Below are 14,594 nucleotides of genomic sequence, written 5' to 3'. Positions count from 1 at the left end.
TTTATACTCAATTAAACTAATATTTTGAAGAATTTCTAAATTTTTTCTAAAATTAAATTTGTAAAAGTTTTCAAAGGCTTATTTTTGCGCTATGGGAAGAAAAAATACAGACAAAATTGTCTTTCATCAAATTCAAGTTCTTGATGCTGGTGCAAAAGGAGTTTCAGTAGCCAAAGCACCTGACGGAAAAGTAATCTTTATTCCGAATGTGGTACCTGGAGATGTTGTAGACGTGCAGACATTAAAGAAAAGAAAAGCTTATTACGAAGGTAAAGCTGTAAAATTTCACGAATTATCTGAATATAGAGTAGAGCCAATCTGCGAACATTTTGGAGTATGCGGAGGTTGCAAATGGCAAAATATGAAATACAGCCAGCAGCTTGCATTTAAACAAAATGAAGTTAAAAATCACTTACAAAGAATAGGAAAAATCGAACTTCCAGAATTTGAAGATATTTTAGGTTCTGAAAAACAGTTTTTCTATAGAAATAAAATGGAATTTTCTTTTTCTAACAGCAGATGGCTTACAGAAAAAGAAATTGGAAGCACTGAAGATTTAGGAAATAGAAATGCCTTAGGATTCCATATTCCTAAAATGTGGGATAAAATTCTTGACATCAATAAATGTCATTTGCAAGAAGATCCTTCAAATGCCATTCGTAACGAAATCAGAGCTTTTGCTAACGAACATAATTTAGCTTTTTTCAATCCGAGAGAACATTCAGGATTATTAAGAACTGTTATGGTTCGTACGGTTTCTACTGGCGAAATCATGGTTTTAATTCAGTTTTTTGAAGAAGATAAAGAAAACAGAGAATTAATTCTTGACCATTTATACGAGAAATTCCCAGAAATTACTTCATTACAATATGTTGTAAACGGAAAACCAAACGATACAATCTACGATCAGGATGTAATTCTTTACAAAGGAAGAAACTACATTTTGGAAGAAATGGAAGGTTTAAAATTTAGTATCAACGCTAAATCTTTCTACCAAACCAACTCTGACCAAGCTTACGAGTTATATAAAATCACAAGAGATTTTGCTGGACTTACAGGAAATGAAACTGTTTACGATTTATATACAGGAACGGGAACAATTGCTCAGTTTGTTTCTAAAAAAGCAAAAAAAGTAATTGGAGTAGAAAGTGTTCCAGAAGCTATTCTTGATGCTAAAGCCAATGCAGAACGCAATAATATTACAAATTGTGAGTTTTTTGTTGGTGATATGAAAGTAGTCTTCAATGAAGCTTTTATTGCACAGCACGGAAAACCAGACGTTATTATTACAGACCCACCTCGCGACGGAATGCATAAAGATGTTGTAGAGCAAATCTTAAAAATCGCTCCTAAAAGAGTGGTTTATGTAAGTTGTAATTCTGCAACTCAAGCACGTGATTTGGCTTTAATGGATGAAAAATACAAAGTGACACGAGTGAGACCTGTAGATATGTTTCCGCAGACTCATCATGTTGAAAATGTTGTACTTTTAGAACTTCGATAAAAAATAAATGAAAAAAATAATCTCTCTTTTACTACTCTTTACTTTTGGCTTATCCAGCTGCGAGAAAGATGATATTTGCGATGCCAATACTCCAACTACACCTAGATTGGTTATGACATTTTATGATATTTCTAATCCGACAAAAACAAAAAATGTGACCAATTTAAAAGTTATTGGTGATGATATGAAAGAGGGAATTGTTTTTAACGAAAGTCTTGCAGAAGACGATTCATTAAGATATGTAACTAGTGGTAGTAAGATATCAATTCCATTAAAGATAACTGACAGTACATCTACTTTCAAATTTATCAATAATTCGTTAAATCCTACATCAATCAATACTGATGTTATTAAATTTAACTACACTACTCAAAATGTGTATGTTTCTAGAGCTTGTGGCTTTAAAACCATTTTTCAGCTAAGAAACACTCTTCCACTTGTACAAACAGATCCAGACGGAGATACTCCTTGGATGGCTGATATAAATATAAAAATCTATAACATTGAATCTGAAGATGAAACACACATTGACGTATTTTTCTAGTCTTTTATTATTGTTTTCAATGTTTTTAGGTCATGCTCAGGATGTGCCGGAGATTTCTAAAAATAAGGACACAATAGTGCCTAAAAAGCCAAAAACAGAAAAAGTTAAACCAGCAACTGCAAAACCAGAAATTCAAGAAACGCTAAAAGACAGCGTTGTAAAAACAGATCGCTACGGACTTCGCGTTGGTGTTGATTTATACAAACTTACTCGCGGACTTTATGATAAAGATTACAAAGGAGTTGAATTTGTTGGAGACTGGCGATTAACTAAAAAATATTATTTAGCAGCAGAATTAGGCTACGAAGATAAAACTACAGAAGACGACCGTTTAACCTCTACAGCTAATGGAACGTACATAAAAGCAGGTTTTGATTATAACTTTTATCAAAACTGGCTTGATATGGAAAACCTTATCACAATAGGATTGCGTGGTGGATTTAGTAATTTTGCTCAAGAATTGCATAGTTATAAAATCTACAATCCGAATCCGTATTGGGGAGAATTGCCTGCAATAGCAACGAACGAAAAATACAGCGGACTTACAGCTACTTGGATTGAAGTTGCGCTAGGATTGAAAGCACAAGTGGTTAAAAATGTATTTGTTGGATTTGGCGTTCAGCTTAAACTTCTGACAACTAATAAAGAGCCTACTAATTTCGAAAACCTCTATATTCCAGGTTTTAACAGAACTTATGATGGAAGTTTTGGAATCGGTTTCAATTATACGGTTTCTTATTTTATTCCTATTTACAAGAAAAAGACAATGGCGTCTGAAACAGCAAAAAAAGAAGAACCTAAGAAGAAAAAATAGTTCTTTTTTAGTTGCTAAGATGCTAAGGTTCTAAGATACTAAGTAAAAAAAAAGCCTCAAATTCATTCTTGAATTTGAGGCTTTTTTATTTTTACGCTACTGAGAAAAACTTAGAACCTTAGTATCTTAGCAACTTAGTATCTTTTTTTCGACAATTGAAAATTAATTGCCGCTTGCGTATGTATTAAAGTCGTATCAAAAATAGGAACACTTAAATCTCCTTCTTTTATTACTAACGGAATTTCAGTACATCCTAAAATAATTCCTTCTGCTCCATTGTTGATTAATTCATTTGCAATTTCCAGATAACGCTTTTTGGTTTCTTCCGATGCAATTCCTCTTCCCAATTCTTCGAAAATGGTATAATGAATAAAATCTTTCACTTCTTCACTCGCAGGAATTATGGCTTCAATTCCTTTTTCTGCAAGTTTGTCTTTGAAGAAATCTAATTCCATTGTGAATTTTGTTCCTAGCAAACCTACTTTTCTAATTTCCTTTTTTTGAATTTCAATTGCTGTTTCTTCTGCAATATGAATTAGAGGAATATCAATAGCTTGTTGTAATCTATCAGCAATTAAATGCATGGTATTGGCGCATAAAAGAATCGCTTCTGCCCCACCCGATTGTAAAACTTCTGCTGCTTTTAAAAGCATATTAAAAGTAGAATCCCAATCGTTAGCATCGTTATTCTTTTTAATATCAGCATAGTTAAAAGAGTAAATCAAACACTCAGAGAAATTAAGTCCGCCGAGTTTTTCATTAATTCCTTTATTAATTAAAGTATAATAATCTGAAGTAGAAACCCAGCTGATTCCCCCAATAAGTCCAATTTTCCTCATATCTAATTTTTACATTATTGAATTTCTTTGATTCCTTTTATAAAAAGCCATTTCATAAAAAGCTTTTCTCCGTCTTTGGTTCTTACAGCTTGAAATTTAGGTCCAATAATAGTTCCAATTACAAATGCTGTCATCGGAATCCAAATTCCAGTTAATCCTGTGTAAGCAGCAATCAAATATCTAAATAAAAGAAAAAGGATTGCAAAAGCTGCTAATTGGTATAAAAAAGCTCGTAGTTGTAGTTTTGACATGTTTTTTTATGAGTTGCTAAGATTCTAAGGTTCTAAGATGCTAAGTTTTTCTCTTAACATTTTGAAATTTAAAATCTTAAAAATTATTATTTTTTGAGTCGCTAAGATGCTATTTTTTCATCCTAAATTAAAAACTTAGAACCTTAGAATCTTAGCAACTTAGTATCTTAAACTTGAAATTTCGTTCTCTTACTTCCTTCGTACATTTCGTATTTTACCAAACGTGCTTCAAGGCTTCCGTTGAAAAGTTTGATTTTTCTTGAAGGTTTTAGTCCTACGAATTTTAAGGCTTCTAGATTGGCTGTAATAAACCAAGCGTTTGTTCCTGGATAGTTTTTCTTTAAAGTATCGCCAATATTTGCGTAGAATCTTTCCATATGAATATCTAAACGCTCATCATAAGGCGGATTGAAAACCATGTGAAGCTTTCCTTCAACTTCTTTTTCAGTATCAAAAAAGTTATCTTCATGAATCGTTACATAATCTTCAAGATTAGCATTTCTAATATTATCTTTTGCTTTACTGACAGCACTTGGCGCTTTATCAAAACCTTTAATAGTATAATGAAACTCTCTAGTCTTTTTCATCAAACTATCTACAATCTTATCAAAAAGATCGTTGTCCCAATCTTTCCATTTTTCGAAAGCAAATTCTTTTCTGTTGATATTTGCTGGAATATTGCAGGCAATCATAGCTGCTTCTGCCAATAAAGTTCCTGACCCACACATTGGATCTAGAAAATGACTTTGCCCGTCCCAACCAGATAATAAAAGAATTCCAGCCGCCAAAACCTCATTGATCGGAGCAATATTCGTAGCCGTTCTATAACCACGCTGATGAAGCGAAGCTCCAGAAGTATCTAAAGCTACAGAAACCTGATCTCTGTCAATATGAATATTTATACGCAAATCTGGATACTGTTTATCAATACTTGGGCGTTGTCCCGTTCTTTCTCTAAACTGATCTACGATCGCATCTTTACATTTCTGAGAAACAAATTCAGAATGATTGAAATAAGTAGAATGTACCGTTGTATCGATTACAAAAGTCTGATTTGCATTTAAATATTTAGACCAGTTTAAGCCCGAAATACCTTTGTACAAAGCCTGCTCATTATTAGCTCTAAAAGAATAAATTGGTTTTAAAACTTTTAGCGCCGTACGCAAAGACAAATTGGCTTTATACATAAAACCTTTGTCTCCTTTAAAGCTTACCATTCTCACACCTTTTTCAACATCCTGAGCGCCAAGTGTGCGTAGTTCTTTTTCTAATATTTCTTCAAAGCCAAAAAAACATTTGGCAATCATTTTAAAATTTTCTTCCATTTCTTTTTCAATTAAAAAAAGCCAATCGCTATATTATTTTATTATACTGGTATAAATACGTATCGAAGCGAAATAGTTATTTTTCGGCAAAAATACACTAAATTTGCCGGACTTTTGAATTAATTGAAATAGAATAAATGTCTGAAAAACATAACGCACCAATCCAGAATCAAGAAGACGACAATCAAAACTGGTATTCTTCATGGTTTGACACGCCGTATTATCACATTCTTTATAAGGATCGTAATTATCGTGAAGCTCAGGTTTTCATGGACAATTTAACGCATTATCTGAACTTGCCTGAGAAAGCTAAAGTATTGGATTTAGCATGCGGAAAAGGCCGCCATTCTATTTATTTAAATCAATTGGGCTACGATGTTTTAGGTGCAGATTTATCTGAAAACAGCATTGCAGAAGCCAGTAAAAACAGCAACGAAACACTTCATTTCAAAGTGCACGACATGCGCGAACCTTTTGAAGAAAAATTTGATGCTATTTTCAATCTTTTTACGAGTTTTGGCTATTTCGAAAGCGACGATGACAATCTAACTACTTTAAAAGCAATTAAAGAAAGTTTATCTGAATACGGTTTTGCCGTTATCGATTTCATGAACGTTCCAAACGTAATTGAAAATCTTGTCCCAGAAGAAGTAAAAACGGTCGACGAAATAGATTTTCACATCAAAAGATACCTTGAAGACGGACATATTTTCAAAGAAATTGATTTTGAAGACCAAGGCAGAAAATATCATTTTACAGAAAAAGTAAAAGCACTAACTTTGAAAGACTTTCAGGATTTAATGGACGAAGCTGGAATTTTTCTTCTAGACATTTTTGGAGACTACAAACTCAAAAAATTCCATAAAACCGAAAGCGAAAGATTAATCATGATTTTTAAATAGGTTTAATCGTTAAACCGTTAATTTGTTTAATCGCTAAACAAACTAACAGAAATTCGATTAAACGATTAAACAAAAAACGATTAAACAAAAAGATGAATTATCTACTACCCTTATTTTCTGTACTTTTAGGATATGGCGTGGCTTTATTTATAAAACCAGAAAACAAAAATAATTTAAAATTACTACTCGCTTTTAGCGGTTCTTTTTTATTGTCGTTGACCGTAATGCACCTTCTTCCTGAGGTTTACGAATCGCACAATCACAGTATCGGAATCTTTATAATGATCGGAATTTTATTCCAGATCGTACTTGAGTTTTTCTCAAAAGGCGCCGAACACGGACACGTTCACGGACATGCAAAAATGTCTCAGATTCCTTGGCTTTTGTTTATCAGCCTTTGCATCCATGCCTTTTTAGAAGGCTTTCCTGTAAGTCATCATCACGGTTTAGCAGTCGGAATTGCCATTCACCATTTACCAATTGCGGTTATTTTAACGACATTTTTCATTAATGCCGATTTAAACAAAAAAGCCATTTTTGCCTTTATGTTGACTTTTGCCATCATGACGCCACTTGGAACTGTAGCTTCAGAATATTTGCCTTTTTTAAGTAAATATTACACCGAAATAACAGCAATCGTAATCGGAATTTTATTCCACATCTCCTCAACAATCATTTTTGAAAGCAGCGAAGGACATAAATTCAACGTTGCCAAAGTTTCTATGATTGTTCTAGGAATTCTATTAGCATTCTTTTTATAATGAAACAATGTGCCAATTAGACAATGAGATAATTTTCTAATTGGCACATTTTCTAATTATCTAATTAACACGCTTTCTCTCCTCTTGATTTCCAAAATTACGTTCCTTTACGTTAATTTTTTTATTTCCAAAATTGTAAATCACAGACAAACGAACAAAACGATTACTTTCATTTTGACTATAAACCTGTTTCACGCCATTTACAACCGAAGTGAAATCTTTTAAATAAGAAGTATTAAAAATATCATTGGCTAAAAATGCAATTTGAAGCGTTTTATTCAACAAATCCTGTTTGAAACCGATATCAAAACTTGAAGCATAACCTATTTCATACAAGCCATTTTTAAAAGGCGAACTGTAATTAAAATCAATTTGTAGTTTCGTGTTTTTCCCTAAAACAAAAGTATTATTTGTCGTAAAATCAATCTGTAAACTATTTGATGGCGTTGCATTTATATCTTTTATAAATTTCGTTTCTGAACCTAAAAAGTACAACGTATTTTCACTCTGCCACCAATCTGCAAAACTCGCCGAATAAGTTTCGCCCAAACCATAATTCAAACCTTTATAATAATTCTCGCGCGTTACAATCTGAGTGTTCGTTTCAGGGTTTGAAGTAAAAACAACTCCATATCCGTTTGTAATCGCATTTACAAAAACACTTGTTCTTAAAACTTCTTTATATGAATGCGCCAATTCAAAATTATCACTAAATGAAGGTTTTAAAAACGGATTTCCTTCAGAATAACTATTACTATTAATATAAACTCTAAACGGATTCAGCAAATCAAAACGAGGTCTGTTGATTCTCTTTCCATAATTCAGACTAAAAGTATTGTTGTCATTTTTCTTGTACGAAGCATAAAATGTTGGAAACAACTTCAAATAATCATTTACATTTTCCTGATTAATGGTTTCTGAAAACCCCGTAGTTTGCGTATTTTCAAGTCGTAGGCCCGCTTGCAGATTCCACTTTTCATTTATTTTCTTGTCTCCGTTAATGTAAACTGCCTGATTATTTTCAGTGTATTTAAATCGATTGGACTGACTAGGATCTAATTCTGGAGTTCCTGTAATTGTATTGTAAAAAACGACATCACTTAAACTGTTTGTAAAACTCATTTTTGCTCCGTAAGACAAATTAAAAGTCTGAAACGGATGCTCCATATCTGCCTTAAAACTCCAGTTATCAATATCTTGATTTGAAATGTTTCTTCCCGCCTGATTGATATCTATAAATTCCATATCTGGATTATAATTGTTCGCAATAAAACCTCTGTCAAATTTTGAATTGTAATTGAAGTAATCCACATCAAAAGACAATTTTCGATTTAAAGAATCTATTTTGGTAATCAAATGCGCATTATAAGTTTGATTTTTAGATCCTTTATCTGTAAAACTTTTATTTAGAGTTACATTCTGCAATTCGTTTTGCGTATTGTACTTTTCGATTTTAATATCCGATCCAAAATCAGGATTATTTCTGTCATTCATAAACTGAAAACCAATCGTTGTACGGTCTGATAAATCATAGTCTAAAGCCAATTTTCCTGAAAAATTCTCGTTTTTAACTTTTGTATCAGCGTTCATTTTTGAAAGTCCGTCAGGAAAATACATGTCTAAATTTTCAGTAGCATTTTTATAGCCTGTTTTACCATTCACACTTGCCGAAAATCTAAACTTATTTTTACTATAGAAGAAATTATCTCTCAAAGTGTAAATTCCGTATTTATTCTGGTCGTAAGAAACTGTTGTCGAATTTTTCCAAGAATCGCGAACTCCTTTTTTCATAATAATATTAATCAAACCTCCTGTTCCATCAGCTTCATATTTAGCTGGCGGATTGCTTATCACTTCAATATTCTTAATATCTGCAGCTGAAATTGATTTCAAGAAATTGTTCAATTCTTCGCCAGTCAATTCAATCAAGCGTCCGTCGATCATAACGCGCGAAGTTCCTTTTCCTAAAATCGTAATCACATCGTTTTTCACTACGACTCCAGGCGCTGTATTAATGGCGCTTAAAGCATCGCCTCCCGTTGTTGTCACATTATTTTCAAGATTGTAAACCAAACGATCTGTTTTCTGTTCGATCGTTTTCTTTTTAGACTGAACCACAACTTCAACCAATTTGGTTTCGTTTTCTTTAAGAACAATAATTCCTAAATCCGTATTTTTTTCTAGCGAAATTTCCTTTTCATAATCGGTAAAACCTAAAAGACTTATTTCAATTTTATAAGAACCATTTTTAAGATTTATTTCGAAAGAACCATCTTCTTTAGTTGTAGTTCCGTCCACAATTTTTCCTTCTTTATTTAGTATTGAAATTTCTGCCCATTCTAAAGATTTGGTTTCGCTAGCTACTTTTCCTTTTAATGTTGATTGTGCTAAACAAAATAAAGGCAATAGTAAAAAGATTAGGAGATTTAGTTTTTTCATGATTTCTAATTTTAACTTGTTCGATTAATTTGAAGCAAAGTTGCCTTAGAAAACTTCCCTACGCGACCGACAAAAAAAAGTCGAACCAATTTCTATTTGAGAAAATGGTTCGACTTTATTAGGCTAGGCGTTCGACTTTTTACAAAACCTTTATTTTCAACTGTTTCTGTAGGCTGTCGGCGTTAAATTGGTATATTTTTTAAATGAAGTATTAAAAGAAGATTTTGAGTTAAAACCAACTTCGTACAATATTTCTAAAACCGTAAGCTGACTTTTTGATTGATCTTTCAAAATATGCATCGCTTTTTGAATGCGATATTCATTCACAAAATCAAAAAAATGCTGATCGATATGATGGTTGATTAAAATAGACAAGTCTCGAACCGGAATAGTAATTTGATTGGCCAATTCCTGAATGGTAAGCGACGGATCGAGAAATGGTTCTTTCTCTGTCATATATTGCTTTAAAGCTGTTATTTGAGTATTAATCAAATCATTTTGTTCATTGACCGCTTGTGGCTTTTCTTCAATTTCTGGCAGAATATCTTTCGTTAAAACTAATTTAGAATTTACACCTCTAAAAAGTTCAGGGTATTTCAATGCTTTCATTATAAACCAGCAAGTTATAAATAATGCTATTGTTCCGACTAATACGTTTGCCCAAAGAAAAACTTCTCTAAAACCGCTGTATCGTAGTACATTTTTTAGAGCTACAATCGAATGTGCTATTAGAAATACACAAGTCATTTGAAAAAGAAATTTATAAGCCGAAATACTTGGGTTGGCGTAATTTTCTAGATAGATTTCTTTGTATTTTTTCAGAATTAAAAGTACACTTACTATATAAAAAATGTATTGAAATTCAATTAAAATCTGAATAAAGTAAATCTCAGACATTTCATTTAATGGACCAATAAAACTTCCTTCATTTATATCTGAATATATTCTAGGAATGAAAATTAAATTGACAATTAGAAAAGGAAGCACGTGAACCAAGTGTTTCCACTTTAGTCGAAAGTCAGAATAACAAACAGATAACACATAAAGGTAGAAAGAAGGCATTCCTAATAAACAGAATGTTGATCTGAAAATCTCTAGGTTTCGATGATCTTCCGTATACAAATACATGAAAAATCCGCTGAGATCGATCGCCGAAAAAATAAAGAAGAAAGCAAATAAACGGTTTGCCAGTTTATTTTCGGTTTTAACGGTTAGCAGAAAAAATGCCATCAGCAAAGAAACGAAAACAGAAATTCGGGCAATTCCCTCTAATAAAACTAATTGATCCATCTATCTTTTTATATTAAACAAATATAATATTTTCGTTTTTGTAACAAAGCCTCATCGGAATCGTCTTTGTAGAGAAAAAATAGAAGAAAAAAATTGATTATAAATCTTTGAGACTTTGCAAGATTGAGATAAAATATATTAATTTTGACGAGTCTAAATAACGATAAAATGACATTTACGAAAACTACTGAACAAGCCTCAAAATATGAACATTTAGAGAAGATGTCTGTTCATGAATTGTTATCAAATATAAACCAAGAAGACAAAACTGTGCCTTATGCAGTCGAGAAAGCTTTGCCACAAATAGAAGCTTTGATTCCGCAAATAGTTGCAAAGTTGAAGTTAGGCGGAAGATTGTTTTATATTGGAGCAGGAACTTCTGGCCGACTTGGTGTTGTTGATGCTTCAGAATGTCCGCCGACTTTTGGTGTTCCTTTTGATTTAGTAAATGGCATTATTGCTGGTGGCGACACAGCAATTAGACGTGCTGTAGAAAACGCAGAAGATAACCCAACACAAGCTTGGATTGATCTTCAAAATCATAAAATCGATTCTAATGACGTTGTAATCGGAATTGCCGCTTCGGGAACAACTCCTTATGTTATCGGCGGATTAGAAACTTGCAACCAAAACAATATCATTACGGGTTGTATTACTTGTAATGCTGGAAGTCCGTTGGCATTGACGGCACAATTTCCTATTGAAGTTGTTGTAGGTCCAGAATTTGTAACAGGAAGTTCAAGAATGAAAGCTGGAACTGCACAGAAACTAGTTTTAAACATGATTTCGACTGCAGCAATGATTCAGCTAGGAAAAGTAAGAGGAAACAAAATGGTCGACATGCAGTTAAGCAATGTGAAACTGGTTGATCGTGGCGTAAAGATGATTATGGATGAAATTCCCGTTTCTTACGATGAAGCTTCTGGATTATTAAAAAAATATGGCAGCGTAAGAAATGCTGTCGACAATTATAAAAAGTAAAAGGTTTTCTGGTGATTTAACCGCAAAGCACGCTAAGATTTACGCAAGGTTCGCAAGTTTTTTTGACAAAGCTTTGCGACCTTTCTGCTTTATTTAAAATTTATAATGTAAAAAAACTTTGCGACCTTTGCGTTTAAATACAAGTCAAACAACTTGAAACAAAAGAAACTTGAAACTTAAAACAAACTAATGGCAACAAACAGACAATTATTAGGAAAAGGAATTAAATATTTAACAGGTGCTCTACCTTTAATGTTTATTGGACCAACATTGATCTATAACGCATTTCAGAATCAAGGCAATAATTGGCATTATTTAGTTTTAGCAATTGGAATTATAGCTTGCCTTAGTTCGATGTTGCTGAGTTTTTTAGGCTTGAAAACTATTGTAAAAGGTATATTTAATGACTAATTTGTATCTTTACTAAAACTCTTTGTCATGGATATACAAGCAGAAATTAATTGGATTCATCAAGAAATTGATAAAGTAAAAGATCCTTCTTTTGTAGAAAAGCTAAAACATCTTTTACAATCTATCAATAATACCGCTATTGATTCGGATGCAGCTTATAATTTAGATATCGAAAATGCTTTAGAAAACATAAAAAAAGGCAATTTCTATACTGAAGATGAAGCGAAAGAAATAGCAAAAAAATGGGGAAGAAAATAATCTGGTCGAAAAACGCTTTAGATCAATTAGAAGACATTCATTTTTACATTTTCTTTGAAAGCAAATCACTTAAAATCGCTGACAAAGTAGTTAATACAATCTTTGATAGCACTGAGATTTTAAAAACAAAACCTGAAATTTATAAACTCGATAAACAAAAAACCAACAATGATGGTTCTTTTAGAGTTTATTCTGTTTATGATTATGGAATCTCTTATCAAGTAACGGAAGAAGTTATCTATATTCTTCGAGTACGCCACAATGCTCAAAAACCCAAAAAACACTCATGGAAGCTTTAATTCACATTCAGAAAACATTTGAGAAAGTTGTTTATATCGATAAAAAAATAAACAATCGCGAGTTTGAAGATTGTGTTTTTAAAAACTGTGATTTCTCTAATAGCAATTTCAATTCTAATACTTTCTTAGATTGCGAATTTATCGACTGCAATCTCTCAATGACGAGTTTAGCAGGAACGAGTTTAAAAAATGTTACTTTTAAAAACTGTAAACTTTTAGGAATTGCATTTAATGAATGTGACGATTTCCTTTTTCAAGTTTATTTTGATGAATGTGTTTTGGATTACGCTTTGTTTTCGAATAAAAAAATGCCAAAAACCAAATTCATCAATTCTTCTGTTCGCGAAGTAACTTTCATTGGAACCAATTTAACGAGTTCTGTTTTTGATAATTGCGATCTTGACGGAGCTATTTTTAATGAAACTCAATTGGCTTCTGTTGATTTTAGAAGTGCTTACAATTACAAAATAGACCCTGAGTTTAATCCGATGAAAAAAGCACAATTTTCTACTGATGGAATTGTCGGATTATTAGATAAATATGACATTAAAATTGTATAGTTATGAGTGCTGATCAATCTTATCTTGAAAGCGTTAAAAAACAGTTTTTATATTATAAAATGCTTGGCGAAAAAGCCATGGATCAGCTTGAACCTGAACAGCTTTTTATTTCTGTAAATGAAGATACAAACAGCATTGCTACAATAGTAAAACACATTTCTGGCAATATGCTTTCGCGTTGGACTGATTTTCTAACTTCTGATGGAGAAAAAGAATGGCGAAACCGAGATGCTGAATTTGAAAATGATTTACAATCTAAAGATGAAGTTTTGGAGCTTTGGAATAAAGGTTGGAATTGTTTGGAAAATGCTCTTGAAAACTTAAAACCAGAACAACTTTCGGATATTATTTATATCAGAAACGAAGGCCATACGGTTATAGAAGCCATAAATCGTCAATTGGCACATTATCCTTATCATGTTGGGCAGATTGTTTTTTATGCCAAACAATTGAAAAACAGTGAATGGAATAGTTTATCGATTCCAAAAAACAAATCGGGAAATTATAACGCTGAAAAGTTTGCCAAGGAAAAAGAAATCAAGAACTTTACAGACGACGAATTAAAAAGATTGAAATGATAGAATATTATGCAAATTTTGGTGGGACATGTTGGTGGATTTTAGTCAAATTCTGTAGAACAAATTTAACCGAAGAGCAGAGTCCTAAAAACAAAAAACGAAATTTACTTTTTGTAACTTTTCTAACTCTTGTAATTTTCTTTTTATTCTTTAATTAAAAAAAGTTCTTCTGAAAACCAAAGCCCCAGCCCTGATGGAAGCGGCATCCTTTTGTGGTGGGGTTCACCACAAAAGATACAGCGGACAGCAGGATTAGCTCCTTAAAAAACAACTTATTTAAAATGAAAAAAATACTATTCTTATTTCCTATTTTGGTTTTAGCATCGTGCTATAATGCAGAACACAATTGCAAGGATTTTAAAACTGGAAAATTCAAATTTGAAACAGATGTCAATGGCGTAAAAAAAACAACTTATTTTGAGCGTAAAGACGATATCGAAATTGAAACCTACGAAGGAAAAACCGATACTGCGACAATTCGTTGGGTAAGTGATTGCGAATATGTTTTGCAAAAGAAACATCCTAAAAATATGGCTGAAGAAAAGGCAATCAGTATGAAAATTTTAACGACTTCTAAAGATTCTTATACTTTTGAATTTGGTTTGGTTGGTTCTGAAGAAAAACAACGAGGTACGGTTTATAAAGTAGAATAAACTTAATATATAATATTGAAAGCTCCAATTATGGGGCTTTTTTTATGGCAATTTTTTTAAGCTTCAAGCATTCTCTTATAAACTCTCGCAAAGACGCAAAATCGCAAAGTTTAAAACTCTTTGCGTCTTCGCGTCTTTGCGAGATTAAAAATTACAAGTTTTAGCTAAAAAATAAACTTTAGTGT

General features: G+C 32.3%; 17 protein-coding genes. 12 read left to right on the top strand and 5 right to left on the bottom strand.

Features of this window, described 5'->3' with window-relative positions:
* Positions 1–91 precede the first annotated feature (91 nt).
* From rlmD to ACE01P_RS08165, 3 genes are read left to right on the top strand one after another with little or no spacing between them, the layout of a single operon-like run.
* Positions 92–1,504 carry a 23S rRNA (uracil(1939)-C(5))-methyltransferase RlmD gene (gene rlmD / locus ACE01P_RS08175; RefSeq protein ID WP_379696094.1) on the top strand — a complete coding sequence of 471 codons (1,413 nt, stop codon included), beginning with the start codon at positions 92–94 and terminating at the stop codon, positions 1,502–1,504.
* 7 nt (positions 1,505–1,511) lie between these two features.
* Positions 1,512–2,048 (top strand): DUF6452 family protein, encoded by a 537-nt coding sequence (locus tag ACE01P_RS08170; protein ID WP_379696092.1) that lies wholly within the window; start codon positions 1,512–1,514, stop codon positions 2,046–2,048.
* The gene (locus tag ACE01P_RS08165) at positions 2,020–2,862 is read left to right on the top strand and encodes a DUF6048 family protein (protein WP_379696090.1); all 843 of its coding nucleotides are present in this window, start codon (positions 2,020–2,022) and stop codon (positions 2,860–2,862) included. The genes ACE01P_RS08170 and ACE01P_RS08165 overlap by 29 nt, the downstream gene beginning before the upstream one ends.
* A 134-nt stretch (positions 2,863–2,996) precedes the next feature.
* Here the strand turns inward: ACE01P_RS08165 and ACE01P_RS08160 are convergent, their stop codons facing one another.
* The 3 genes from ACE01P_RS08160 to ACE01P_RS08150 form a co-directional block, all read right to left on the bottom strand.
* Positions 2,997–3,701, bottom strand: coding sequence for an aspartate/glutamate racemase family protein (locus tag ACE01P_RS08160; RefSeq protein ID WP_379696088.1), 705 nt, complete (start codon positions 3,699–3,701; stop codon positions 2,997–2,999).
* Positions 3,702–3,715: 14 nt separating this feature from the next.
* The gene (locus ACE01P_RS08155) at positions 3,716–3,952 is read right to left on the bottom strand and encodes a hypothetical protein (RefSeq protein ID WP_379696086.1); all 237 of its coding nucleotides are present in this window, start codon (positions 3,950–3,952) and stop codon (positions 3,716–3,718) included.
* Positions 3,953–4,119: 167 nt separating this feature from the next.
* Positions 4,120–5,277: a class I SAM-dependent RNA methyltransferase gene (locus ACE01P_RS08150; RefSeq protein ID WP_379696084.1), complete on the bottom strand. Its 1,158-nt coding sequence runs from the start codon at positions 5,275–5,277 to the stop codon at positions 4,120–4,122.
* Positions 5,278–5,414: 137 nt separating this feature from the next.
* On the opposite strand from ACE01P_RS08150, the gene ACE01P_RS08145 reads away from it, so the two are divergent.
* Both ACE01P_RS08145 and ACE01P_RS08140 read left to right on the top strand, forming a co-directional pair.
* Entirely contained in the window at positions 5,415–6,179 is a 765-nt protein-coding gene (locus ACE01P_RS08145) for a bifunctional 2-polyprenyl-6-hydroxyphenol methylase/3-demethylubiquinol 3-O-methyltransferase UbiG (protein ID WP_286967661.1), read from the top strand.
* A 92-nt stretch (positions 6,180–6,271) separates the two neighbouring features.
* Positions 6,272–6,940: a ZIP family metal transporter gene (locus tag ACE01P_RS08140; protein ID WP_379696081.1), complete on the top strand. Its 669-nt coding sequence runs from the start codon at positions 6,272–6,274 to the stop codon at positions 6,938–6,940.
* A gap of 60 nt (positions 6,941–7,000) precedes the next feature.
* Here the strand turns inward: ACE01P_RS08140 and ACE01P_RS08135 are convergent, their stop codons facing one another.
* Positions 7,001–9,379 carry a TonB-dependent receptor domain-containing protein gene (locus tag ACE01P_RS08135; RefSeq protein ID WP_379696079.1) on the bottom strand — a complete coding sequence of 793 codons (2,379 nt, stop codon included), beginning with the start codon at positions 9,377–9,379 and terminating at the stop codon, positions 7,001–7,003.
* A gap of 156 nt (positions 9,380–9,535) precedes the next feature.
* On the bottom strand, positions 9,536–10,669 hold the full coding sequence (locus tag ACE01P_RS08130; RefSeq protein WP_379696077.1) for a helix-turn-helix domain-containing protein: 1,134 nt from the start codon (positions 10,667–10,669) through the stop codon (positions 9,536–9,538).
* A gap of 168 nt (positions 10,670–10,837) precedes the next feature.
* On the opposite strand from ACE01P_RS08130, the gene murQ reads away from it, so the two are divergent.
* From murQ to ACE01P_RS08095, 7 genes are all read left to right on the top strand, one after another.
* The gene (murQ, locus tag ACE01P_RS08125) at positions 10,838–11,650 is read left to right on the top strand and encodes an N-acetylmuramic acid 6-phosphate etherase (protein WP_379696075.1); all 813 of its coding nucleotides are present in this window, start codon (positions 10,838–10,840) and stop codon (positions 11,648–11,650) included.
* A gap of 189 nt (positions 11,651–11,839) precedes the next feature.
* Positions 11,840–12,061, top strand: a complete 222-nt coding sequence (locus tag ACE01P_RS08120) for a DUF6095 family protein (RefSeq protein WP_379696073.1) — start codon at positions 11,840–11,842, stop codon at positions 12,059–12,061.
* A 27-nt stretch (positions 12,062–12,088) separates the two neighbouring features.
* On the top strand, positions 12,089–12,319 hold the full coding sequence (locus tag ACE01P_RS08115) for a hypothetical protein (RefSeq protein ID WP_035648636.1): 231 nt from the start codon (positions 12,089–12,091) through the stop codon (positions 12,317–12,319).
* Positions 12,304–12,618 carry a type II toxin-antitoxin system RelE/ParE family toxin gene (locus ACE01P_RS08110; RefSeq protein WP_379696070.1) on the top strand — a complete coding sequence of 105 codons (315 nt, stop codon included), beginning with the start codon at positions 12,304–12,306 and terminating at the stop codon, positions 12,616–12,618. Before ACE01P_RS08115 ends, ACE01P_RS08110 begins: the two co-directional genes overlap by 16 nt.
* The gene (locus ACE01P_RS08105) at positions 12,606–13,178 is read left to right on the top strand and encodes a pentapeptide repeat-containing protein (RefSeq protein WP_379696068.1); all 573 of its coding nucleotides are present in this window, start codon (positions 12,606–12,608) and stop codon (positions 13,176–13,178) included. The genes ACE01P_RS08110 and ACE01P_RS08105 overlap by 13 nt, the downstream gene beginning before the upstream one ends.
* A 2-nt stretch (positions 13,179–13,180) precedes the next feature.
* On the top strand, positions 13,181–13,756 hold the full coding sequence (locus ACE01P_RS08100) for a DUF1572 family protein (RefSeq protein WP_379696066.1): 576 nt from the start codon (positions 13,181–13,183) through the stop codon (positions 13,754–13,756).
* A gap of 281 nt (positions 13,757–14,037) precedes the next feature.
* The gene (locus ACE01P_RS08095) at positions 14,038–14,409 is read left to right on the top strand and encodes a DNA topoisomerase IV (protein ID WP_379696064.1); all 372 of its coding nucleotides are present in this window, start codon (positions 14,038–14,040) and stop codon (positions 14,407–14,409) included.
* Positions 14,410–14,594: the final 185 nt, after the last annotated feature.

The organism is Flavobacterium sp. HJSW_4, from assembly GCF_042436695.1.
Lineage (GTDB): Bacteria > Bacteroidota > Bacteroidia > Flavobacteriales > Flavobacteriaceae > Flavobacterium.
The sequence above is the reverse complement of the archived record's forward strand: the minus strand, read 5'-3'. Positions and strand labels throughout refer to the sequence as shown.

Bases quoted from the DNA above. Each gene is read 5' to 3' on its own strand.
- rlmD (WP_379696094.1), top strand. From the start codon at position 92: ATGGGAAGAAAAAATACAGACAAAATTGTCTTTCATCAAATTCAAGTT.
- ACE01P_RS08170 (WP_379696092.1), top strand. From the start codon at position 1,512: ATGAAAAAAATAATCTCTCTTTTACTACTCTTTACTTTTGGCTTATCC.
- ACE01P_RS08165 (WP_379696090.1), top strand. From the start codon at position 2,020: ATGAAACACACATTGACGTATTTTTCTAGTCTTTTATTATTGTTTTCA.
- ACE01P_RS08160 (WP_379696088.1), bottom strand. From the start codon at position 3,701: ATGAGGAAAATTGGACTTATTGGGGGAATCAGCTGGGTTTCTACTTCA.
- ACE01P_RS08155 (WP_379696086.1), bottom strand. From the start codon at position 3,952: ATGTCAAAACTACAACTACGAGCTTTTTTATACCAATTAGCAGCTTTT.
- ACE01P_RS08150 (WP_379696084.1), bottom strand. From the start codon at position 5,277: ATGGAAGAAAATTTTAAAATGATTGCCAAATGTTTTTTTGGCTTTGAA.
- ACE01P_RS08145 (WP_286967661.1), top strand. From the start codon at position 5,415: ATGTCTGAAAAACATAACGCACCAATCCAGAATCAAGAAGACGACAAT.
- ACE01P_RS08140 (WP_379696081.1), top strand. From the start codon at position 6,272: ATGAATTATCTACTACCCTTATTTTCTGTACTTTTAGGATATGGCGTG.
- ACE01P_RS08135 (WP_379696079.1), bottom strand. From the start codon at position 9,379: ATGAAAAAACTAAATCTCCTAATCTTTTTACTATTGCCTTTATTTTGT.
- ACE01P_RS08130 (WP_379696077.1), bottom strand. From the start codon at position 10,669: ATGGATCAATTAGTTTTATTAGAGGGAATTGCCCGAATTTCTGTTTTC.
- murQ (WP_379696075.1), top strand. From the start codon at position 10,838: ATGACATTTACGAAAACTACTGAACAAGCCTCAAAATATGAACATTTA.
- ACE01P_RS08120 (WP_379696073.1), top strand. From the start codon at position 11,840: ATGGCAACAAACAGACAATTATTAGGAAAAGGAATTAAATATTTAACA.
- ACE01P_RS08115 (WP_035648636.1), top strand. From the start codon at position 12,089: ATGGATATACAAGCAGAAATTAATTGGATTCATCAAGAAATTGATAAA.
- ACE01P_RS08110 (WP_379696070.1), top strand. From the start codon at position 12,304: ATGGGGAAGAAAATAATCTGGTCGAAAAACGCTTTAGATCAATTAGAA.
- ACE01P_RS08105 (WP_379696068.1), top strand. From the start codon at position 12,606: ATGGAAGCTTTAATTCACATTCAGAAAACATTTGAGAAAGTTGTTTAT.
- ACE01P_RS08100 (WP_379696066.1), top strand. From the start codon at position 13,181: ATGAGTGCTGATCAATCTTATCTTGAAAGCGTTAAAAAACAGTTTTTA.
- ACE01P_RS08095 (WP_379696064.1), top strand. From the start codon at position 14,038: ATGAAAAAAATACTATTCTTATTTCCTATTTTGGTTTTAGCATCGTGC.